Raw genomic sequence first — 23490 nt, 5'->3', positions numbered from 1 at the left:
ATAATCACTGATTACGCCTCAGCTGTTCTATCTTCGATGCCATTTTGTATTTGGAACAATAAAAGAGGCAGGAATACCTGCCTCAGAATAGAATATCTTGAATTTCACTTCTGGTATTCTCTTGTTATTTTCGTATTGGCTAATAGTTGTTTTTGTAAATGCATAACCATATTGCCCATTAAACTCATCTACTAATTGTTTTTGAGTCAAATTTTACTGATGGTAATTTTTTGTATTCTTCTTTTGAATTATTATTGCTTCGATATTTTTACTTTTATATTATCCCCTCGGCTTCACATCTTAACTTATAGAAATAGTTAACAAGTTCTGACTCGTTTTTAATTAAGTCTTTTAATTTCTCTAACGTTCTTTTTCCTGTTCGCTTATCAATTAGTGCAAAAATTTTAATAAGCATATTGTCTGAATTTAGCGATTGTTCAATTGATGCACTAAAATAAATTTCTAATGCGTTAAAGAAATCATATTGTCCAAAAATCCCTTCTTTTTTAAGTAATTCATGTGCTTCATCTGAAATTCTTCTGTTTTCATCATAGTTATCCATATTATAATTGGCATCTGAAAATCTTAATTCATTATATTTGATATTCTGCTTACCCTCCGCTATATATGTACACATACTTAATATTTCTTTTTTATCAACAGTTATATATGCTCTTCCTAACCCATCATGTGCTTTCTTGTAATTTACAACAAAAAAGTTCACTCTGTCTTTAAGTGCCTCACATATAAAACTTTCTAAATTTTTTTTAACTTTACTCCATTTTCTTTGCATATAAGCCTCCTAGATGCTCCAGCTTCATTTGATATTCATATAAATGGTCTTCCTTATATTTTAATATATTGTTTTCAACATCGTCTATAGTAATGTTTTAATTATAGTCTATATTTTTACTTGGTATAGAATTAATAATATTATCCATAACTTAACCCACATTAATAATTTATTTCGCATTTTTTACAATTATTTGAATATTTCAGAAATACGGTTTATGATTCTACTTGTGTCTCCAGCTATGAATATTAGCTCTTAAACTTTATTTTTACTTTCCTATAAATAAGTTGACATTAAATCGAGTAATATCAATATCGTTACTTTACCCCATTATCAAATCTTTTTATTTATTTTTTTTAATATATATTTTTAAGGCTTGTATACTCAAATATAATAGTGCCATATATAATAAATTTTGTTGTTATTATTTTTAGTAGTTACGACGACGTATATGAACATTACGAATTAACATAAATAACTATTTCATTTATATTCTCTCTTCGTGTAAAGTCTGCTGGGTTCTCTAATACAGCAAGCATACCTATTTCATCAGGCATTAATTCTTTTTTTTGTTTCTTTTTACTCTTTATTTTCCATTTCAATAGTGTCATAAGCACTTTATCAAAAGTTGGCAGTTTATTATAGTTAAATCCACCACGTAAATAGAAGAACTTAATATATTTTTGTTGGTCAGAAGTAAAGTTATTGGTTATAACTCCATTTATTACATTTTCGCTTGATGGAGAAGCCCCCGAAGCAAAAACAACTAACTTTTTATCTTTGAGTTTATCAATGTTTTTCGTAATGAAATTGACACCATTAATACCCACTGCATGCAAACTACCACCATAAACCACGGTATCATATTTAGTTAACATATTGATACTAACTTTTGAAACCTCAAAAATGTCCGCTGATAGTTTTTCTGCAATCCATTCTGCATAATTCCTTACAAACCCTGTTTTAGATTTATAAATTACAATAGTATTCATACTTTTTAACCCCTAACCAATTTATTGTTGAATGTGTCACAACATTCTACGATTCCGTAACAAAGCAAATGAATTTTGTAATCCCTTTTACAAGCACAGCCGACATACGTGCAAAAACCGGCCACATTATGGATATTAATTCCAGTACGTGTTTTGCTTGTTAAACAATAAATGAAAAAAGCGAATTAACTCAATTACAGATATTGCTCATTTCCTACTCTAAACAGGATTTGACATAATCAACAGGTACATCCATACGGACAGCAGTTTCTCCGATAGAAAGACCACTATTTAAAAATTGTTTAACAACCATAACCATATTTTCGCCAACCTCAATGATGTGCTTATCCAAATCATAGAAACGCACCGCTCTCTGTCCCCATGAATGTTCAATCAGTGGATGTACATAGTCAATATTTTTTATATCCTTCAACCTTTCAACAAATCCATCCATATCATCTTCTTCAAAATACAGTTCACTCGCATTGTTACAGAAAACAATTTCACTATCCTGGTTATGGATAAAATCATTCCAAGTATCAACAGTCTGTAATCCAATACCACCTGTCAAAGTCACATTTGCTCCGAAGTCGGCAATAACATCTAAGCCTAATACATCATGATAAAATTGCTTGGCTCTTTCAATATCTTTCACCACAATCAGTGTACTTGTATATTTCATCTTTCTTATCCTCCTCATAGGGATTATAAAAATAATCTTCACTTCGCTGTTTTTTACTAAGACGTCCTAAGTATATACATCCAGTCTAGTATTTCTATAGTAAGTTTTTTAATCGTATTTCTCTTTATTATCGAACCACTTAGGAATAATTGAGTTAAAATTTTTATAATCATCTAATACCATTTCAGCACGCTTTATCATCCCATCTACATCATCACTACCAAATGGAATTGCCCAAACTATTGAAAATAATATTACATCTGCAACATATAATGCTAATGTTTCAAAAAAATCTTTAGGAATTTTATTTTCAAAATATCCATTAATTTGACCAGTTGCAAATGGTATACTAAGTTCTCTACTAAATAGTATCATTTTATAAAATTCTTCAACTGTGTCACCATAATCCCAACGATTAAAGTCAATTACACCTATAGTATTATTGGGTGTAATTATAAGGTTGCCTATATGGAAATCGCCATGCTGATATCCTTGAGAGCGATTTTTTAATAAATGTAAATTATTACTGATATACTTTATAGCAAATTCATCATTTCTAACTTTAATTCCACTTTTTTCGTATCTTATTTGATGATTACTTATTTTATTAATCATCCTTTTTTCCCAATCCTCTTGACCAATAGGTGCTACTATACTGTGCATTTTTCTAAGTATCTTTCCTGCTTCAGCTCCTAATTTATACTGCTCTTTATAAGAAAAATTTAATATCACTTCATCTGCTGACTGTCCATCTATCCAAGATAGAAGAGAATATGTATATTTTCCTTCATTACATATCCCAAAATCAATTGGTTTTGACATATTTATTCCTAATTTGTATACTTCCTGCATGCTTTCAAATTCTTTTTTCTTGATATCATAAACATCAAAATCTGAAATGCGAAGTAAAAATTTTTCGTCAATATTATTCTTTATATAATATTTTTTATCTTTCGACCAACCTTTATTAATCTGCTCAATGCTAATCCATTCAGAATATGATGGTATATCTATAAAACTGTTATCACTTATTCTATTTTCCATTTGATTTTCTCCTTTGCAATCAAAATGAACCTACACAACTGCATTTGGAAGTGAACCCACATCCAATTTTCGAGTGCAGCCGACATACGTGTAAAAATCGTCCACAGTCTGAATATTAATTCCATAAAGTGCTTTACTTGTTAACCAATATTAGAATATTATTCACTAACTATATAATTTGAAGTTACAATTTTATAACTTTTATTAAATTATTTATTTTTGAAATTCATATTGTTTATAATTAGAATACATGAAAATATTATTACCAATATAACTCCAACAAAAGAAATAACTCCAAATAGTCTATAAATCATCTGTGTAAATGTATTTGCACCTGAACCGCCCCCAAACATTGAATATGTTGCCTTAAAAAAAGATGGACTCTGTAGTAATGTAAGCATAAAACCACCTAAAATACAGCAAATTAATTTTATGTTTTTTGTATTATTCATTTAACTTCTCCCCCTCTTTATATGAATGAACAATATATTACAGTTGTGATGCAACTTATGAAAGATACGACAGAACTGAATATAAAATTACGTTACATCAAATCTACAAACTTGAATTTGTCAGTTTCATACAGTAATAACTCTATTAAAATCTACATATGTGGCATAGGTGCTTCATAACAACCATATTTATAAAAATTGTACCATTCAAGAATACTTTTTTCAGGTGCAACTTCTAACGCAATCATTACTTCTTTAGCGAATTCCAAAGGTGCTGTGCCATTTGCTGTAATAATATTATTATCGCTCACTGCCGGTTGCATCATATACTTTTCTTCGCCCATATAAGAATCCCCAGCCCATTGCTTCAAATCATTTAAATCATTACTAGTATGTTTTACATTGTTTAGAATACCCATTTCACCTAAAAAAACTGAAGCATCACAAATACCACCTAAAACTTTTTTGTTATTCAGAGCGTTTTCTACTAAAGGCTTAACCTGCTGAGCTTCCTCAGTTCTCCATGACATTCCACCAATTAGAACTAAGCCTTCAAAATCAGTTGGAGCAGATTTAATATCATAATCTGGAATAACAGTAAATCCACCTAGTGATTTAATACTATCTTTCGTCAAGGAAACGGTTTTTATAGAATATACCTCTTGACCCAATGCAAGAATTAGCGAAGATACATAAGCAGCTTCCCAATCAGCATACTTATCCAAAATAACAAATAATACAGTTTTTTTCATTACATAACCTCTTTTCTAAAATTTTATTAGTTATAACAAATAATAATTAAGTATACATTTATAACATCTATATTTCTCTTTAATCTCAAAACCTGCAATCAAAGCTAAATTTAATTCATCAGTAACCGCTTCTCTTTCTTTTAAATCCATAAAAATTGCCCCTTTAGTGTTTTGCTATATTTAACAGTTGTGACGCAACTTAAGAATGTTATGACTATATAGTGTTATCTTTAAAACTTATTATCAATCCTAATCCACCTAGCATCGAAATGACAGCTCCTAATATTTGAAACTTACTAATATTTTTGTCCTTAACCAACAGTACTAGATCTGAATTAAGCGACACGCTTGTCCCAACCTGTAAGTCCTTTGACATTTCCCCCTTTTAAATTTAATAATACCTATAATCATATAAATTATTTTTAATATTTTACAATGTTGTGTGTATTGTGTTTCTAGATTATGCATATTTTACAATAAATTATAACACATCTTCTATATTTTACAAATAAAAGCAACAAGAATCGAAAATTCATTTCCAATTTTTGAAAGGTGACAGGCACCTTTCAGATATTGGCATATGGTTATTAAAAGATAGTAGAACTACAAAAATAAAAAATTAAATTCACAAAGTAAATTTATAATACATTATTTTGAATTATTGTATGTATATGATATATAATTGAATAAGACAAAGTGGTTGTGCATATGACCAAGTATTATAGATTTAATACTTTCGCTTTATGAAAAATTTTTTCTCCCATATACCCGTCTAATTTATAGAATAGAGAAAGGAAGGTAATTTACTATGAAAAAACTATTATGTATTGTACTTGGATTGTTATTTCTAATTATTACTGGTTGTAGTAATAGTAGGGCTACTGGTGATGATGAAGACACAGCAACTAAGGGAAGCCTATACTTATGACCGCTCTTAAAAATTGTCATAATTAATATCTTTCTTAAACATAGCCCAAATTATAAATCTATTATTCGTAAGGCCTCCATCTTTATCACTTATACTTGATCTATTCTTTATTTCCCAAGCAATACATTTATTTTTACATCGTTCTCTCCTATTTCTTATCTTTCGATTATGTGCTAATGCATAAATTTGAGTTATTCTGAATTAAAACAAGCCTGTCCGAGAAAATTAAGTGCTGCATTTACACCCACTCACCATCAAATTCCCCAAACCCAACTATCCTCCCATCAACTCTAACTTTTCTATTTTCAAGCATTTCAATATCTTTGCCATCAATAACATAGCAATCCCTCTTCCTCAGAAGTTTCAGTCCCCTTTCTTTTGATATTTTCTTCAAAATTTTATAAAGTTCAATCTCGTCCCTATTTTTAAGTTTAAGCTCATGGATATTCCCTGCATTTTTAAGCAAATAAAGTGTGGTGTATGTAATGAGCTGCATTCCATATTCCACAGGTTTAATATTATTAATTTCAGTTAATTCTTCTAATTCAAACCTTAAATATTACTCTTCCTCATTACCCCTTTTAACTGGGATTTCTGTGCACATGCAACGTTTATATCTTTTAATTTCTTTTATTTTGCCGTAGAAATTTATGCCGCTACCTTCACTAAAGGACTTTTTAGATTCATAAAAAGCTAAATACTCAACGCCCAGCCTAACATTAGATAATCTACTTGCAGGGATATGGTAAAACTTATTTTTAACATAAGCCTTTAAATGCTCTTCATCCTTCACATTAACCACCATCACATTTTCAAGCTTAAACCTTGCATAATCATCAAATTCATCAACTGCAACCCTCTCATGCTTTGCCTCAATGGTTGATAAACATAATATTTTCTCTAAATGCTTTTAATTAAATTTGTGCTACCTGGTAGCATAGGAAATGCTCCTATATTAACACTTTCAATGCTTTTATAATATTTATGTTGAGAAAATTTACTCTCATCACTATACGGAAACATAACATAAGCACCAAAGGTTTTATATTTAAATTGCATAGTTTCACCCATTTCTTCAACAATTGCATCTCTATATCTATGCATTACATTAATGTCATCCTCCATAGGTCCTATATCACCGTTGCTCTCTACACACAGCCTATATTTAGCATCAAATATATAAATTCTTTCATCATTGTCTGAACTTTTAAGACACAAAACCGTATCTGGTCTTTGGCTTGCAGTTGGCAGCTTTGAATAACTTTTGTTGTACCATAGTTCTATTTTCTTTCCCTCATTATTAGAATAAGTCATACCCGCTTCTTTATCTTGAATTAGAGAAAGAGATAATCCATTATCTCTTTCTCTAATAATTCCATAGTTTTCTACTTCATACCCATATTCTTTAAAATATTATGCAGTTTCATATAACACCATATTTCATAAAGCTTCCAAAGCTTTTTAGGCGTTATATTATAAATATCCTCACTTAGAGTAAGCCCTTTTTTCAAAAGCATATAATTATAATAAACTTGTTTATATCCAGGAGCCATCTGAAATACTAAGCTCATGCTCTTTCTTCCAGTTAACTCGCCTATATTTTTGAAAAATGAATTTAAATGAAACTCCAGCTTCTTTTTCAAATTACATATTAAAGTATAATATTCATTATCTACTCCATAATTAATTTGCACAGTATTTCTAATTATAGAGAGCCTTTTTATTATAGATTTTAAAATATATTTTACATACCTATTCTCAAATATGTCTATGGTGGTGATCTTCTTATTTTCTAGTAACTGCATAGGTATATACTTATCTTGACTAATATTTATAAAACCCCTACTACTTTTTACTAATACATGAGGATGCTTCCTTAAATAATTCAATGAATTTCTAGATGGTTTCTTAGCCTTTTCAAATTTATTAACCATATCGCTGTTTAACATAATATGCTTTGGATTTCTCTCAATACGAATTAAAGCCCTCTCCAAGTTTTCAAATATAATCTTTAAGATATTAACAAACTCTGCTGCCGTTTGATGTTTAACATCAGAAAGGCCCGAACTATGATAGGTTTTACCTAAGAATTCAAAAGCTAAAGAAGCAATTTCCTCATTTACATCATTCATGATTTCAAAATAATCCTTTCTATAATCCACTTTTGTTGGAAAAACTTCAATGGTCAGCGCTAAGACTATTCTGCCCTGCTTTTTAATTTTAAAAGTAGTATACCCAATCTCTCCACTAAAGGAGAAAGCCCCTATAAGATTTTTCCCAATAGAGGTTATTTTTTTTCTTATGTCACTGCTAATGTGGTATATCTCAATACTACTTTCAGTATTTTTCTCCAGCCAAATTTGGTAAATTCCATCCTCAAAAAAACAAGGAAACATATTATACCCATCCTTTACTTCAAGCTCTCCATTTGTGCATAGTGTTCTTGTTTCTACGTCTAAATACTCATCACTTATGACCTTTATAAAAGCTGGAATATTTAAATTAGCCTTAATTGCCTCAGCTTTTTTATTACTTATACTACCCATAAAATTTAGTGTAAAATCATCTGTTCTAATAGAAATTATATTTACATTATCCCCAGAAAGAGCGAAACCATCTTCATAACCTCTTAACATCTTTATAATTTTATCTGCACTTTCAATATATAAAGCATTCTCTTTAAACTTCTCAGCAGCTTCTAAATATTCTGTACCATCAGCTATTTCACAACTTGGATTACGAAAATTAAAAAGCTGAATAAGTATTTCTTTTACTATGTATTCACTACCAGTAATTATAGGTAACACCTTCTGCATAATTTGATAATCAAAGGCATTATCCTCTGAAAGTAACCCAGCAATTTTATTTTCAAGCATATAGAAAACTATCTCATCACGAACCCTATACCCAAAATGCTTATTTCCTATCTTTAAAATATCATTTATAGCTATAATTTTATTATTGATTTCATTTACATAATCCTTATCATATCTTACAGCATCCTTAATAGTTAAAAATGAAGTCTTTAAAAAGTTATTCTTTAAAACATTACACTGAATATCTTCATCTGAAAAATCAAGACTTTGTAGATTAACATCAGAAAACTCAATAGTATTAGCCCTATCCAAAACCTTTCTACTAAAGGCAAAAGTAGTATCATCCATATTTACAGTCCCTACGATATAAATATTTTCAGGAATGCAAAGATAACTATACGGATTATTCTCACCTAAATAATCCTTTGAGAATAATTTATCCGTTATAATTTCACCATTTTCGCTAACTTCACGAGACTCAATAAGGCTTAGATAATCACTTAAATAATACTCCACCCTAGCCAAATTCATTTCATCAAGACAAATAAAATAGGGCTTGTCTTTATTTTCAGCCTTAGAAGCTTCATAAATAATTTTAGTAAGTTTTCCTGGTACAAACTCTTCATTTATATTTTTGTAACCTAAAAGCTCTATACTATCATTCCAATCTGGTTTAACAGAGATCATATTGAATCTTCCATTGTCTTTGGTTGCACCAATTGCTTCTGCAAATAGCCTTACAAGTTTGGATTTACCTGTTCCGCTTGTGCCTGCTAGGATGACAAAGGGTTTTGTTTTTAGGGAGAGGTAGAAGTTGCATAACCTTTCATTGGTATAAATATAACTCTTTGAATTTATATAATTCTTTATATTTTCTATTATTTCAACCATGGCAATCTCCTCATTTAATGATTCCTCAACGCTATTTCCTACAATTATTTGCTTATTATATTCACTCTTATCTACATTATCAGTAAGGTTGTATAAATACTCCAATTCATTAATCATTCTACTTATATAACTAACCAACTCTTCTTCATTCTCATCATTAAATTTTTTTCCTAGCCTAACCCACCCTTTATTTATTTGCTTACCTATAATCTTTTCATCTAGATATTTTTCTAAAGGATATTCTTTATCATTCCCATTCATTTCTAGCTTAACTTCTTCAATTATATATTGCGAAGTATCTATATTTTTGAATTTAACCCACTCTTGTACTTTATCAATGAATAAATTATGTTGATTTAATTTATTTGTTGAGGACGTACCTTTCTTAGAATCCCATTCTATGCACAAATAAAAACAACTTGGCTTTGCAAATAAACTTATACTTGATGCTGAGTCAAGTCTTGAAGTATCTTTGTATTGACACCAAAAATATTCAATCATATTCCCAGAGTTTTGCCATTGATTAAACTGTAGTTTTTTTGAATTATCTATTTTTTTATTAATTACACCACATATTTCTTTGAAATATTCAAATGCCTTTTGCCCCGAATCTTTCATCTTAGGATGTAGCACTGAATCGTATCCAGCCTTTCCTTCCGTTGCTCTATATATTTGACCACCATAATTCTTCAAATGATGTTTTATAGCAAAAAGAATTTGTTCATTACATTTCCAACTTCTGTAACTTCCCCCGAGGAACTTCAATAAATTGGAATGTAGTGAGAATTTCTTGTTGCTATTTTTGTTTACAGTAGCTTCGCTCATTATTAATTTCTAGTGTTAATGTGTCCCCAATACTTTCACTACAGCTATAATACACATGAAAACCTAATTCAGTAAACTGACATCCTAATTCGCCACTATTATCAGCTTTAATATTAATATATTTAATTAATTTGTAATCATCATCATTATTTATTTTTAAAAATATAACACCTATTTGATTTTTGGTAATACTATCTATTGCCTTAACTTCTAATATCATGGTATTTTGCTGCTTCAAATGAAAATTGTAAATTATTAAGCAGATATTGCTCCCATTTAATTGCAATTAAAGGTTCATTCTCCATGCTTATATATTCTCCAATTATTATCCCTTGCCAATCTCCAATTCTATATTTAGCATTCTCTGGTTCTAGAACCCCTTTTTTCACCTTAACATAATCCCCTATTTTAAAATCTACTCTTTTATTATTCATAATTCTACATCTTACTCCTTTGTTATTATTAGGATATTAATATTTGATTACTCTACAACACTGCTGCGATGCTTTCTAAGATAATAATTTGTCGTTCAAATGCTTTTCAATAAATATGTATTATACTCAGTACCAACGCTTGCTTTAATTTCAGTACATTCTTTCCTCTTGTATTCTATTCACATCTTTCATAAAGTCTTCTGTGAAAATAATATTTTCTCTTTCAATCACTGCGTGCCTTGTTTGCAAGGTTTTACCTACAGCATCCTGCAGCTTCCTTCCATCAAAACTAGTCCATCATCTTCACACTGAACATTACATATTTCTGAAAATACTTTTCTTATATTTTCTATATCATTTGATATTTGCTCCGCTAAAAAATCTATATTATTTGTAGGTCTTCCCTTATACTCTGTTAACATGAATATTAATAGTCCACTCTTTAATATAAACTGCTCGCAATACTTTGAAATAGACAATCTATATAATATTCTTTCTTGCATGTATAACCGTAATACTGAATCAAAACTTCTTTGTTTCTTTTTTGCTATAATCGCAAGTCTTTCTCTTACCGATACAGTAATGTCTTTTATTAGCTTACTTCTACAATCACCTCCAAATACTGTTTTAGTATTTTTTGAACTCTACAAATCTCAGCATATTTCATTAATTTGTTAAAGTTTCTATCTTTCCTTTTTAAATACTCATTGATTCCTTCTTTCACAATATCAATTCCAATTTTATTTCTGTATCTTATGCAATCACATATTGTCTTTTCTATAACTTCTGTTAAAGGATGCAAAACCCTTTAAATTTACTAGCTTATGATATAATACTATTAGCTCAGGTGACCCCTGGTAATATATAATGATGCGACAAGAAGTCGCTAATTAGTAGTGTTTCACTACGGACAATATTTTCTTTTTTCTTTCCTAAATACACAGAATAACTACTCCCCTTATAATTTTTATTTATCCTACTCATTAGTTGCCATATATGATTATCTTTAGTTTTTATTTGTAGATGAACATGGTTTGTCCTCAAAGCATATGCTATAACTTCATGACTATTTTTATAATATTCTATTGCTTCTTTTAAAACATCTAAATAAGTTAAATAATCATCTTCATCCTTAAAAATATCACTTCTTCGATTGCCTCTGCTGGTGACATGATACATTGCTCTTAAATACCATGTTAATTTCTTCTTAGCCATAGTTCTTTCTCCATTCATTTTACTATAGCTACAGATTATGCTCATTATCTTTAGTTATTTCCCCTAACAACACGACAAGGATTTCTTATAATTCTTTTAATAGCTTTTTCTAGGGCCTCAAATATACATCTCAAAATATTAATAAATTCTATACTCGTTTGATGCTCAGTATCCACTAACTTAGTTTCCAAATAAGTTTTACCCATAAGACCAAAAGCTAAAGAATATATCTCATCATTTACCTCATTAATTATATCTTTATAATCCTTTTGATAATCAATTTTCGACGGAAATACCTCTATGTTTATAGATAATATATTCTTTCCGTCTTTAGTAATTATAAAATTAGATAATCCAATATCCGAAGAAAAATCAACTATTCCAATATAACAATTACTTATTTTCTGAAATCTATTATTAAAATTACTACCCATGTGAATTACTTCATAATTACTCTCATCTTTAACTTCTAATATTATCTTATATTTACCATTTTCATAAAAGCAGGGTTTAAATTGAGTTCCACTAACATTTACAAGCTCACCATTATCTGAAATAGTTTTCACTGTAACTTTTTCTTTATATTCGAAACCTACAGTAAGCGTTGCAGTAGTATTTATATTAATGCTCAAATCTCTGGCTTTCTTATTTATACTTTCACCACTAAAGGTTAAGGAGAATTCACTACAATTTATCTCTAAAAATTTTTCACGAGACTCAATAAGACTTAGCCAATCGCTTAAATAATGCTCCACCTAGCTATGTTCATCTCATCAAGATAAATGAAGTATGGGTTGTGTTGATTTCAATTCAAAAGTTTTTTCTCTGGATTTCCGCCTATTAAAATACACTATTTATATAATTCTAGTAATTCATCAAAACTTATAGATACCCCACACATTTTTAATCTCTTCTCTCTTGTTTTAAATAAAGTATCTAACATATCCATTTTTCCATTTAAATCCACATGATGAAGTTTTTTATGACAAACTACACATCATACATCCACCAGCTTTTCTTTCTCATTCTATTATACAAGATTAAAGGTTGTTTTTATGTTTTCTCTAAATTTTATAACCTAAAATAACCTTAAAGTATTTTCGTCCTTCTTATATTTTCTAACTTTATTTAGAGGCTGAGTTGCCAAATCCCAATCGATAGAATGTTTTCACATATATGTGAATAATATCACTTCTGTTAACTTAAAAGTAAACTTTTATATTTTAGTACTACATTAATGAATACTAAATAATTAGTTGCAAATACTAACCTTGAAATATTAATAAAATAAGATTGGAGTTACTATGGAATATAAACAATGTAAATACTGCAGAAAAACTAAAGAACTACTTGAGTTTAATTTAAATAACTCTTCCAAAGATGGACACCAAAAATACTGTAAGGAATGCAACAAATATCTTAATAGGAGATATAAAGAAAGAAAGGCTTCTAGAGAAGGTAAAGTGATGCTCCCTTATAAATCCAAGCAATACTCAACTGTAAGTGATGAGGAATTATTACAAATAATAAAAGATTTCTTTAATGAATTTAAAAGAGCACCAACAACCTCTGATTTCGAAAATACTGATAAATATCCTCATTTTAAAACATATTATAGGCACTTTATTTATTATAAATCTGATACTAAAGTATCTAGTTGGAATGGCATTTTAAAATTAGCAGGTGTATCCCCTTTAGATTATAGAGACTTTTGGCCTGCATGGCAGTATCTAGTTGAAATATCAGCATCAATTTTAGAGGGTGACTGTTTGTTTCAATATTGCGGATTCGGTTTAGATTTTAAACCAGATATCTATATTCCTCTTAAGAATAAAGTAATTGATGCAGCCACTTCAAACTATGCTTGTGAACACAAAAAAAAGCAATATAAAAAAGCTACTGCTAAAGGTGCATCAGTAGAATATTGGTGTTTAAATAAAAATAACAAACCGGGCTTAAACTTGCCAAATTTGAAATATGTTTTTGCTGATGAAATAATTATGAGATTATCAGCATTAGGTTATCATAAATTATGTTATGATATCAAAAATCTTCATTTAGTGTATAAAGATTTCAATGATGCGTATATAGAACATAAAAAAGACTATGTGATTAAAAAGTTAAAAGAGTTTCACATTAAAATTGGTAGAACTCCTTGTACTAGGGACTTTCTAGGTAATCCAGACTACCCCTCTTCAACAACTATCACTATACTGTTTGGAACATTTAATAATGCATTAAATGCAGCTGGATTAGATATAAATACTTTAGCAAACTTACCTTTTGATGAAAAAGTAGCTAAGGAAGATTTATTAAATCTTATTAATAAACTTGGACGGTTGCCATTATGGAGAGATTTATGTCCCCCTAATACCACTTATAGTAAAAAAGTTTATTTTAAATATTGGCGTGGTATTGAAGATTGTGTTAACTCCCTTGGACTTGATTATTTAAAATTAAGGAGTTTATCTATTACCAACAACGTCACATTAAGACTTGACTCTATAATAAAGTTTAAAACTATTCACAGCCGCTTACCCGAAATTAATGAGCTTGGCACTAAAAACAACCTTCCTAGTTATCACTGGGTCAATGACCATTTTGGGAGTTATGAAAACTTTAAAAGCCATTTAGAAAATCCTATAGACACTAAGATCTAATATTTAAACCATTTCATCCACACTATTATGATAAAATAGCACCCTTGTCCACAAATTAAATGTGTACTATTTTATCATAGCTACTCTACTTCCCTTTTTACTAAACCAAAAATAATATCAATACCATTTGATATTATTTTTTTTTGCTCACTATTTAATTCTTTATCATTAAGAATTATTTTTTTGTCTTCAGCTAAACTTTTTATTAAAGTTACTATTTTTTCTAATTCAATAAATTGAGAATCATTATGCATATAATATCCCTGTGCTAATTCTTTAATAACATGTGTATCATTACACAACAAATAATCTAATGAAACATTAAAGTATTCTGCAAACCTTCTAATAGCATTCATCTCTGGTATTCTTTTGTTATTTTCATATTGACTAATAGTTGTTTTTGTAAACGCATATCCATATCGCCCATTAACTTCATCTACTAATTGTTCCTGAGTTAAATTCTTAGACAACCTTATACTCTTAAATCTCTCGCCAAAAGTATTCAAAATAAACTCCTCCATAACTATAACCTTATTTGAAATTATGGCCAAACATCCACTTATCTACTCAGTAGTTTATTATTATATTCAAGGAGAGTAATTAAACCTAACCCCTTACCTTTACAATTTACCCTTTTATGCTAAACTTATTTAGAGGTGTTTTATATGAAGAAATTAATTAAAGTTGTAGGAGCTATTATAGAAAATGAAAAAAATGAAATCTTATGTGCTCTTCGCTCTCCAAAAATGTCCCTTCCAAACATGTGGGAGTTTCCTGGTGGTAAAATAGAAGGTAGTGAAACTTTAAAAGAGGCTATTGAAAGAGAAATTAAAGAAGAGCTTGCTTGCGAGGTTGAATTTATTGATAGCTTTAATGATAATACTCATGAATATGATAAATTTATAGTAAATTTAATTACTGTTAAATGCCGCTTAATAACTGGTATTCCTACCATAAGCGAACATTCAAAATTGATATGGTTACATAGAGATAATTTACTTTCTCTAAAATGGGCTCCAGCGGATATTCAAGCTGTAGAGCAGCTTATAGCAGAAAAGGTATAGCAAAATTGCTATACCTTTTTTGTGAATTCTGTATATAAGCCTACTGGCATTTCATTTTCTAATTTCATTTTAACAGTTATAGGTTTTTCTCCTTCATATTCTACTACATCACCTTTACCTATGTAAATATAAGGCTCTGTAGCTCCGTCAATTTCTCTATACTTTCTTACAAAAATATGTAGATTAATCCCCTTTTGTTTATTAAGTATAATATTTTGTCCTCTGTCTGAACTTTGAGAGGTAGCATTTGGACTTTGCCATTGAAAGTATTTGCTATCTATAAATTTATCTTTATAATTTATACTTTCTTTAATATCTTCTTCCTTATGTAAATCTATAAAAAGAAAATATTCTTTTCCATTTGTTATAAGTCCACTTCCCCTAAATGAGCTATGGATTTTAGTATAATTAGAAAGTAGTGCTGCATCTATCATTTGATACTGTTCATATAACTTAAAGAATGGCACTCCATAATACTTACTTTCAAACTCTTTTTCATATCTTATAAGAGCATAATTTATAACATCTTCAATGTACAGTTTATATTTTTTATTCTGTATTACCTTTTTAAAGTCCCATGTACTGCTCAAGACTTCATCATTAAGATCAAAGCATTTAATATTATTTTTAACTTGAGCTGAATCATAATAGTTTTGATTCAAACACTGAAAGGCATGAATAATACTATTTTCATCTACATCCTCAATATACTTTAATATTTCATTTTTTGCTTGCTTTAGGCTTATTTCTTCATGGTTAAATAAATATTTAAATATACTAAATTCATATACTCTTTTTATTGGTAACTTCCCTGAAAGTTCTTTAAGGATTTTTAGGAAAACTTCCTCTTCCAATAACCTTTTTAAAGCTTCATCATTCTCCATCTTAGCTACAAAGCCAATATAAGTTTTTTCTTTATTTAAAAATCTCAAAGGATCTGGAGCTCCATCATACTTTATATAATCCATAAGAAAATACGGAGTTTTTCCACTATTCATGTTCTTAAACTCTAAATATTCTTCCTTTAAGTATTTCATGGAATTAAAATTTTCTTCGTTTAGCTGTTCTAATATTCTTTCCTGGGCAATTCTATCCATTTGAATATTGGTACATCCTGGTATATTACCAAACTGAGTTGCTACAGCCACCTTTAAGCTATCTTTATCATAATATCTTGAACCATTTAAAGCTATGGCTATTAAAAATATTTTTTTATGATTTCCTATAAAATCTAATACAGTTAAAAAAGATTTTTCTTTATGCTTTCTAAGGCCTCTACCAAGCTGTTGTATAAATATTATAGGAGAATTAGTTGGTCTAAGCATTAAAACTAAATTTATAGCTGGTATATCCACACCTTCATTGAAAATATCTACAGTGAATATAACTTCTAAGTCATCCTCATCTGCTTCTAGTTTCTTTATATAATCTTTTCTTTCATCAACGGAATTATCTGCTGTTAAGCATATACTGTTTATCCCTCTTTTATTAAATTCAGCTGCCATATATTCAGCATGATCAATACTAGCACAGAAACCTATTCCCTTGCGCTTCTCTCCATCATAGCCATAAAACTCCATCTTATCGACAATAAAGTCAACTCTCTCATTAACCTTTAACCTTTTAGCTATTTCATCCGTATCTTGAGGCTTTACATCCCTTAGGTCAATCCCCTGAATATCGGTTATACCAAAATAATGAAAAGGAATAACTAGTTCTAGCTCTAAAGCTTCCCTAAGTCTTACTTCTAAAGCCACATTATTACCAAAAATATCAAATATATTGCCTCCATCACATCTTTCTGGCGTTGCAGTCATACCCAGCAAAAACTTTGGTTTAAAATACTGCATAACTTTTTCATAAGATGGGCTAGAAGCGTGGTGAGCCTCATCTATAATTATATATTCAAACTCATCCTGCTTGAAATTCTCCAGCTGATTACTCATTGATGGTATAGTTGAGAATAAATAATCTGCACTTAATTCTTTACTTGTACCAGTTAAAAGTCCTGTAGTTATATCTTTATTCTTAACTAATTTCTTAAAGGTCCTCTCTGCATCTCTTAATATTTCTTCTCTATGAACCAAGAAAAGCAACTTTTCAGGTTTATAACTTACAGCATCAAAGGCTGACATATAGGTTTTCCCTGTACCAGTAGCAGCAATAACCAAGGCTTTATCTTCACCAGAAGCTCTTAGTCTATTTAAATTTTCCATAGCCCTCTTTTGCATATTGTTAGGCTTAATTAATTCATAGCTACTAAAATCTAAGCTTTTGTTTACTTGAGTTTTTTTAATCTCCTTTAGAAAACTACTATAACTATCAAGAAAGTCATCATCCACAATAGAAGTTACTTCCCATATACTTAAATACTCTTCTAGTACCTCACGGGTAAAGCTATCATCTTTTTTAGAAATAACACTGACATTCCACTCTATATTACTCTTTAAAGCTCTTTGAGTTATATTAGAAGATCCTATAATTATTTTATATTCATCTTTATTTTCAAAAATATAGGCTTTGGTATGAAACCCCTTCTCATTGGTAGCCACAAAAATCTTCAAATCAATGTTATTAAACTTATTTATCCTTTCAAGTGCCTTTGGCTCAGTAAAATTAAGATAGGTAGATGTTAATATCTTACCCCTCACACCTTTTTCCTCAAGCTCCTTAAAACTATCTAATAAAAGTTGAAGTCCACTGAAATTAATAAATGCTACACTAAAATAAAACTTTTCACACTCGCTTAAGCAGCGCTTAAGTTCATCTAATAAATTTCCTTTTTCTGAATTCACTATGAGCTTGTTATTTACTAGAAATTCGGTGTTTTCTATTTCTTTATGTTTAAGGTCAACGAGATTAAGTTGTTGTTCTTCTTTGATATTTATATTATCAAGTATTGAATTCATATTGTCCCCCAATTTGGTACGTATCTTTTAAAAATATATATTGACCCTTGGACTGTTATTTTTCAATTGTCTAATTTAGTTACTCTTCAAATTTAAAAGACTAATAAAATTATTGATTTTTCATTTTATATAACTGCTTTATCAAACTAAATATATACTCAATATCTTCGTCATTACTTATTTGTATCTGATAATCCCCATTGCCCCAATGTCCTGTATTTGAAACATCTCTCGCAATATTTCTAGAATCATTTAAAGTTCCTGCTTTGGTATTAAACCACATTTTCAAGCCTTTCTTTTGCAAATGTATATCTAGCATTACCTTTTTATTATACAAAAAACCTACTTCTAATTTTTTAGCCTTTATATCAATATTATCATCTAATGATAATATAAAATCTTTTATTTTTTCATATAGCTCTACAATATCTTCACTAGAGTTACTTAAGTGCTGTTCCTCTGTATATACCTTAACTTCTGTATTTACAATATCCACTACAGTACTGTTTGTAGATATGGTCTTTATAGACTCGCTATTTTTTGATGATTTAATTTGATTAAAATACATTGTATCATTAGTAAATCTCTTTACTTCCCATAACTCAAAAGGTAAGTCTTTGAAATTAATAGACTCCTTTTGATAATTATTGAAAACTGGAGATACAAATATGACCCTTGATTGAGACCAATCCACATCATCTCTCTTTAAGATACTATTACAGTTTTCATTATACTCAAGTATAAACTCGGCCTTATTGTTAAGCATTAGAGAAAGATAAGCATAACCTTGATCTATAACACTAAAGTTACTAGTATTTTTATACTCAATGATTACAAAGGATTTACTACTCTCATCAAAGGCTAACGTATCAAGCCTAAAATTATTAAAAGAAAATTCTCTCTTAACAAACCTTAACCCGAATATGTCTTCCAAATTACTTTCACATAACTTATGAAGTTCCACTTCCTTTGCAAAAGTTTTCTCCTTAATTTCTTCTAAATTACTGCCATCTATTTTATATAAAAACATACCGACTACCCCTTCCACTTACACAACTCTTGGCCTTCAAACTAAAAGTCACTCCATTAACCTTTTTAATTTTTTCTGGTATATTACTTAATTTCATTATCTACCAATGATAGTATATTAGCTATTTATATTTTAAAATCTCCATGATCACTACTAATAGCAAATTCACTTCTTTTATAGAAATCCCCGGCAGGTCGAGCGAAAACTATTTTTATGAGATATTTTAACAAATAGGTTGCATAAATATTCATACCCATTTTAAAATAGGAATTTAAAACAGCCGTTTATCTGTTTTAGTAGGATAACTATCAATTTTCTATTAAAATATGAAATGCAATTTGTTTTGCTAATACATGTACTAGCTTTATTGTGCACCCATTGTTAATTGTGAAAGACTTTCTTTAATCTTACTAATTTAACTATCATAACTATATAACTAATATCGTTATCCAACTAAAAAACGTAAATATAACTAATTTAACTAAGTTGTTTAATTTTTTCAAAATAGTTTTTTGCTTGTTTTCTTTTAATTTTATGAAAAACTTATAAAACCAATAAGCTAAAAATAAAACTCCTGCACCAGTAATAAAAGTAATTACTACATATTTCTTTAATAAATAAAACCAAATAAAAAAATAAAATGTAGCTACTAATGATATGATTTTAAGAAAACCATACAATTTAAAATAATCTTTATTTATATTTTCAACCTCACCAAAGCCTAATTCTATTATATTTTTATCATGTGTAGAACTTTCAATAATATCTAATTGGATTCTATGTATTGATAACTTTAAAATATCGCCTATAAGTGCGAGAGTATATCCTATAGTAATAACAAATAAAACGAAAAATAAATAGAATACTATTTTTAAATAACAAGGATTAATATTTGTAATTTTTTGCAGTAAAATAAATATGATAGATGTAAATATATTTATTACCCACATTGATGAACAAAACCAAAAAGGAAATAATATATTTCTTAATTGCCCCAGCTTATAAATTTTTCGCGAAAAATTTATATCAGTTATTGCAGCAAAAAGACCAAATGCAGCTATTAGCACCGCCAAAATACCTATAGAAGCTGAAAGAATGCTGTTAAATATAAATGACATAGATTCACTTGTATCATTAACATATTTTAATAAAAACACAAAAAAACAACTTGTTAATAATGAAACTAGCAAGTGAACTATCGAAATAATCTCCTGTTCGCTAGTATATTTCTTATACAAGCTAAAAAAAGTTAAGTCTCTATTCTTTATAAATCCAGTACTTCTTTCATTATCATCCATATTCCTCTTTTTCTCCCTTCATCCGTGGGACTTACATTTCTATAGCTTCTTTTAATAAATTCATGGGATCTGACCTCATCATATATATCCTCCTCATTGTATCCACCTATTAAATATCTTCTGCTTTTACCTTTATTGACATCTGTTATAAGTTCATCTATTTCTTCTGAATAATTCAAACCATCATTATTCTTGAACTCATATATACTACTAGTTGAGCCAATTCGCTCATTAATTGTTTCAAACATACTCCAAGCCCTTTGATCTGGGTTATTCGGAATTATTTCAAAATGTGCCCATACTATCTTTTTAATTTTTTTTATTCTTTTGTTTATTTCTTCTTCATGTAATATTGGATTCAAATCAATACTCAATTCCATGTTATTGTAATTAATGATATAAGCAAAAGCATCTTTAAATATATCTATGTCCAATTTACTCCTTTCCTCTATAAATAAATACTCGGAGTTCTCCTCATAAACAAAATATACTTTTTCTATTATACTGTTTTCTTCAATTATATTTATTATCATTTGCTCCTTTTCTAGCCATTTTTCACTTCCATCTATTGCTATGTATTTTATTATTCTTCCCGTCATTATGTTTTTATCATTATACTGTTTATCTTCAATAACTTGCATTGCATACTGAAACTTACCTTTTTTAAATATCTGTGAATGTTTCTGATTAATACTTTTAAATACTAATTTTTTTAGCTCAGTGGGATTTCTTCTTAAATTAAATATATTACTACTATTCAATGATATTTTATACGTTACAGCTCTCAAATTCATACAATAGTCCTCCCTATATAGTCTAATAATAAAAGCCTGTAAACCCATTACGTCTTATTATTTCTACGTTAAATATCATAGCAAATTGGCTTCACTCATAAAAACCTCCGGATTACTCAAACAATTTATAACCGCAATCTATTTTGATAAAGATTACCATATGGTCTTCAACTGATTAATACTATTTTTCATATTTTTTAGTTTTAAATCATCCATAAATATACTCCCCCTAATTACTTAAACTTACATAAATTATAATTCTACACTAATTTTCAATTCCCTTTATATAAAGCAATATTTTTTTTGTAAATAAGTACTAATTTGTCGTTTAAAACAGTAGGGAAGCGTATGAGAAGAGATTTCGCTTGCTAATATTCGTGTTTATTGAATGTATTCTATAAACAGCAGCAAAGATTGAAAGCTTCACTTCCAATCTTTGTAGAGGGTCTATCCCCCTACAAAAACTGGAACAGTTTTTGTTGCTATTTACAATAAAAAATAGAGCCAGTAAATAAATCTACTGACTCCCTTTTACTAAGCTACTTCACCTGTACTAGTAGATGATCAGCTTATGCTACATAAAGTAAATAACCTCAAAACAAGGAGGTTATATCGAATTACTAATTCATTATACAATTACTTGTCTATCATTTCTATCTTTACGTATCCTACATAAAATATCTTCATCTTCTTTAAAGCTTAAATAGTAGATAAAATCATTAATTAAATGTATATTGCTCGCAAAACAATCCTCTAATACTTTTATTTCAAAATTTTCTATATTAACCTTATACAAAGCACAATTCTTATTGTTATCAATAAAATAAATATGTTGTTTATCATTATTTATATATGAGACATAAGCAACAAGCAACAAAAATCGAAAATTCATTTCCAATTTTTGAAAGGTGACAGGCACCTTTCAGATATTGGTAGTGAAGCGTACAATATCTCTTGCTTCTGGATGAGCAATATGCATCTTAAAATATGAATCATCCCAACTTTTTCAAAAATATATTCATTAAAATAATAAATTTATCCGTTTTAACCCCTAACCGTATATCCTTTGTTTTGTTGCTTATATCATATATTTTTTCCGTTTCAAAATACAATTTTTCTCTAGGAACTAATAGCAAGGCGGCCCGTTGGTTCCGCCAATGACCCCTAGGGGTAAGCTAAATATGTCGAATAGAAAGATAGTCCCATCTAACACCTCCGAGGTCCAGAAAATTACCAATTCAAATATTCCATTACAAAAAACTAAAAAAGGTGTTTTAAATGAAGCTGTCTGTTATTTTTCGATAAACCTATATTTAGGAAAATTGCTGCATCCTTTAAATTGACCATACTTCCCATTTCTTAATACCAATAGTCCTCCACATTTAGGGCAGATACCACTATTAATTTTGATACGCTTTTCAACTAAAGTATTATGAATTGCTTTTACATGTGTTTTTCTAGTTTCTTTACTATCAACATTTAACGAAAGAAGCTTTGTATATATTTCTTCTTTGACTAAATCACTAATATTCTCTACATTATATTTCTTTATTGTCTTCGGTAATTTAATAGTGTACACCACATCTGTTTCAGCGGTTACTTTTAACTCCGCCTTTGTTGTAAAAGCTACTATTGAAATGTAATTTATATCTTTATATTCCTTTAAAATCTCTTTCAAAGCTTGTATATGTCCATAATTCTGTTTTATTGGATTATGTAGTTTTTCTTTACGCTTATTAATTACCTACTTCCAATTTTCATCAAATTCATTCCCAATAATCCAACCTTTATAATTCTTAGTTTCTATAACAAAAATACCATAGTTAGATACTATTACATGATCTATCTGTGTTGTTTTATTTTCTATTTAGCAAGTGGACCACTTCATGACCCACTACACTAAGGTAACTG

Annotated in this window: 28 protein-coding genes; 2 read left to right on the top strand and 26 right to left on the bottom strand. The window is 29.0% G+C overall.

Annotated elements, in window-relative coordinates; translation table 11 throughout:
- Nucleotides 1-27: 27 nt before the first annotated feature.
- From G9F70_RS05510 to G9F70_RS27230, 18 genes are all read right to left on the bottom strand, one after another.
- Nucleotides 28-210 (bottom strand): hypothetical protein, encoded by a 183-nt coding sequence (locus tag G9F70_RS05510; RefSeq protein ID WP_224617439.1) that lies wholly within the window; start codon nucleotides 208-210, stop codon nucleotides 28-30.
- Nucleotides 211-274: 64 nt separating this feature from the next.
- On the bottom strand, nucleotides 275-793 hold the full coding sequence (locus G9F70_RS05505; protein WP_164947430.1) for a hypothetical protein: 519 nt from the start codon (nucleotides 791-793) through the stop codon (nucleotides 275-277).
- Between the two features lie 458 nt (nucleotides 794-1251).
- Complete coding sequence (locus G9F70_RS05500; RefSeq protein ID WP_164947431.1) at nucleotides 1252-1785, bottom strand: flavodoxin domain-containing protein; 534 nt, start codon at nucleotides 1783-1785, stop codon at nucleotides 1252-1254.
- Nucleotides 1786-1999: 214 nt separating this feature from the next.
- The gene (locus G9F70_RS05495; protein ID WP_164947432.1) at nucleotides 2000-2467 is read right to left on the bottom strand and encodes a VOC family protein; all 468 of its coding nucleotides are present in this window, start codon (nucleotides 2465-2467) and stop codon (nucleotides 2000-2002) included.
- 108 nt (nucleotides 2468-2575) lie between these two features.
- The gene (locus G9F70_RS05490) at nucleotides 2576-3511 is read right to left on the bottom strand and encodes an aminoglycoside phosphotransferase family protein (RefSeq protein ID WP_164947433.1); all 936 of its coding nucleotides are present in this window, start codon (nucleotides 3509-3511) and stop codon (nucleotides 2576-2578) included.
- A 209-nt stretch (nucleotides 3512-3720) separates the two neighbouring features.
- On the bottom strand, nucleotides 3721-3963 hold the full coding sequence (locus G9F70_RS05485; protein ID WP_164947434.1) for a hypothetical protein: 243 nt from the start codon (nucleotides 3961-3963) through the stop codon (nucleotides 3721-3723).
- 152 nt (nucleotides 3964-4115) lie between these two features.
- Nucleotides 4116-4715 (bottom strand): type 1 glutamine amidotransferase family protein, encoded by a 600-nt coding sequence (locus G9F70_RS05480; protein ID WP_164947435.1) that lies wholly within the window; start codon nucleotides 4713-4715, stop codon nucleotides 4116-4118.
- Nucleotides 4716-4929: 214 nt separating this feature from the next.
- Complete coding sequence (locus tag G9F70_RS05475; RefSeq protein WP_164947436.1) at nucleotides 4930-5091, bottom strand: hypothetical protein; 162 nt, start codon at nucleotides 5089-5091, stop codon at nucleotides 4930-4932.
- Nucleotides 5092-5881: 790 nt separating this feature from the next.
- A complete protein-coding gene (locus tag G9F70_RS05470; protein WP_224617438.1) occupies nucleotides 5882-6151 on the bottom strand; it encodes a hypothetical protein in 270 nt (89 codons plus the stop codon).
- Between the two features lie 51 nt (nucleotides 6152-6202).
- The gene (locus G9F70_RS05465; RefSeq protein WP_224617437.1) at nucleotides 6203-6451 is read right to left on the bottom strand and encodes a hypothetical protein; all 249 of its coding nucleotides are present in this window, start codon (nucleotides 6449-6451) and stop codon (nucleotides 6203-6205) included.
- A gap of 92 nt (nucleotides 6452-6543) precedes the next feature.
- Entirely contained in the window at nucleotides 6544-7014 is a 471-nt protein-coding gene (locus G9F70_RS05460; RefSeq protein WP_268036564.1) for a nuclease domain-containing protein, read from the bottom strand.
- Nucleotides 7015-7028: 14 nt separating this feature from the next.
- The gene (locus G9F70_RS05455) at nucleotides 7029-10175 is read right to left on the bottom strand and encodes an HI_0552 family protein (RefSeq protein WP_164947439.1); all 3147 of its coding nucleotides are present in this window, start codon (nucleotides 10173-10175) and stop codon (nucleotides 7029-7031) included.
- Nucleotides 10147-10413 (bottom strand): hypothetical protein, encoded by a 267-nt coding sequence (locus tag G9F70_RS05450; RefSeq protein ID WP_224617436.1) that lies wholly within the window; start codon nucleotides 10411-10413, stop codon nucleotides 10147-10149. The genes G9F70_RS05455 and G9F70_RS05450 overlap by 29 nt, the downstream gene beginning before the upstream one ends.
- Complete coding sequence (locus G9F70_RS05445; RefSeq protein WP_164947441.1) at nucleotides 10379-10609, bottom strand: hypothetical protein; 231 nt, start codon at nucleotides 10607-10609, stop codon at nucleotides 10379-10381. The genes G9F70_RS05450 and G9F70_RS05445 overlap by 35 nt, the downstream gene beginning before the upstream one ends.
- A 257-nt stretch (nucleotides 10610-10866) precedes the next feature.
- Entirely contained in the window at nucleotides 10867-11112 is a 246-nt protein-coding gene (locus G9F70_RS05440) for a nucleotidyl transferase AbiEii/AbiGii toxin family protein (protein ID WP_164947442.1), read from the bottom strand.
- A gap of 89 nt (nucleotides 11113-11201) precedes the next feature.
- Nucleotides 11202-11411, bottom strand: a complete 210-nt coding sequence (locus G9F70_RS05435; protein WP_164947443.1) for a hypothetical protein — start codon at nucleotides 11409-11411, stop codon at nucleotides 11202-11204.
- A gap of 41 nt (nucleotides 11412-11452) precedes the next feature.
- A complete protein-coding gene (locus tag G9F70_RS05430) occupies nucleotides 11453-11842 on the bottom strand; it encodes a transposase (RefSeq protein WP_224617435.1) in 390 nt (129 codons plus the stop codon).
- Nucleotides 11843-11874: 32 nt separating this feature from the next.
- Nucleotides 11875-12579 (bottom strand): DUF2357 domain-containing protein, encoded by a 705-nt coding sequence (locus tag G9F70_RS27230; protein ID WP_164947445.1) that lies wholly within the window; start codon nucleotides 12577-12579, stop codon nucleotides 11875-11877.
- A 549-nt stretch (nucleotides 12580-13128) separates the two neighbouring features.
- On the opposite strand from G9F70_RS27230, the gene G9F70_RS05420 reads away from it, so the two are divergent.
- Complete coding sequence (locus tag G9F70_RS05420; protein ID WP_164947428.1) at nucleotides 13129-14484, top strand: homing endonuclease associated repeat-containing protein; 1356 nt, start codon at nucleotides 13129-13131, stop codon at nucleotides 14482-14484.
- An 80-nt stretch (nucleotides 14485-14564) separates the two neighbouring features.
- Here the strand turns inward: G9F70_RS05420 and G9F70_RS05415 are convergent, their stop codons facing one another.
- Nucleotides 14565-14990, bottom strand: a complete 426-nt coding sequence (locus tag G9F70_RS05415; RefSeq protein WP_164947446.1) for a helix-turn-helix domain-containing protein — start codon at nucleotides 14988-14990, stop codon at nucleotides 14565-14567.
- Between the two features lie 159 nt (nucleotides 14991-15149).
- Here G9F70_RS05415 and G9F70_RS05410 point away from each other — a divergent pair, with 159 nt between their 5' ends.
- Nucleotides 15150-15548 carry a (deoxy)nucleoside triphosphate pyrophosphohydrolase gene (locus G9F70_RS05410; protein ID WP_164947447.1) on the top strand — a complete coding sequence of 133 codons (399 nt, stop codon included), beginning with the start codon at nucleotides 15150-15152 and terminating at the stop codon, nucleotides 15546-15548.
- A gap of 8 nt (nucleotides 15549-15556) precedes the next feature.
- Here G9F70_RS05410 and G9F70_RS05405 read toward each other — a convergent pair whose 3' ends face one another.
- The 7 genes from G9F70_RS05405 to G9F70_RS05375 all read right to left on the bottom strand — a co-directional run bounded on the left by G9F70_RS05405 (nucleotide 15557) and on the right by G9F70_RS05375 (nucleotide 23446).
- The gene (locus G9F70_RS05405) at nucleotides 15557-18457 is read right to left on the bottom strand and encodes a DEAD/DEAH box helicase (RefSeq protein ID WP_164947448.1); all 2901 of its coding nucleotides are present in this window, start codon (nucleotides 18455-18457) and stop codon (nucleotides 15557-15559) included.
- Nucleotides 18458-18566: 109 nt separating this feature from the next.
- Entirely contained in the window at nucleotides 18567-19487 is a 921-nt protein-coding gene (locus G9F70_RS05400; RefSeq protein WP_164947449.1) for a DUF5655 domain-containing protein, read from the bottom strand.
- A gap of 428 nt (nucleotides 19488-19915) precedes the next feature.
- Complete coding sequence (locus tag G9F70_RS05395) at nucleotides 19916-20785, bottom strand: hypothetical protein (protein ID WP_164947450.1); 870 nt, start codon at nucleotides 20783-20785, stop codon at nucleotides 19916-19918.
- On the bottom strand, nucleotides 20752-21579 hold the full coding sequence (locus G9F70_RS05390; protein ID WP_164947451.1) for a hypothetical protein: 828 nt from the start codon (nucleotides 21577-21579) through the stop codon (nucleotides 20752-20754). Before G9F70_RS05390 ends, G9F70_RS05395 begins: the two co-directional genes overlap by 34 nt.
- A gap of 628 nt (nucleotides 21580-22207) precedes the next feature.
- Entirely contained in the window at nucleotides 22208-22471 is a 264-nt protein-coding gene (locus G9F70_RS05385; RefSeq protein WP_164947452.1) for a DUF5050 domain-containing protein, read from the bottom strand.
- Nucleotides 22472-22870: 399 nt separating this feature from the next.
- Nucleotides 22871-23257: a topoisomerase DNA-binding C4 zinc finger domain-containing protein gene (locus G9F70_RS05380; RefSeq protein WP_224617434.1), complete on the bottom strand. Its 387-nt coding sequence runs from the start codon at nucleotides 23255-23257 to the stop codon at nucleotides 22871-22873.
- A gap of 66 nt (nucleotides 23258-23323) precedes the next feature.
- Entirely contained in the window at nucleotides 23324-23446 is a 123-nt protein-coding gene (locus G9F70_RS05375; protein ID WP_318011012.1) for a nuclease-related domain-containing protein, read from the bottom strand.
- Nucleotides 23447-23490: the final 44 nt, after the last annotated feature.

It is taken from the genome of Clostridium sp. FP1 (assembly GCF_011065975.2).
Lineage (GTDB): Bacteria > Bacillota > Clostridia > Clostridiales > Clostridiaceae > Clostridium_AD > Clostridium_AD tagluense.
The sequence above is the reverse complement of the archived record's forward strand: the minus strand, read 5'-3'. Positions and strand labels throughout refer to the sequence as shown.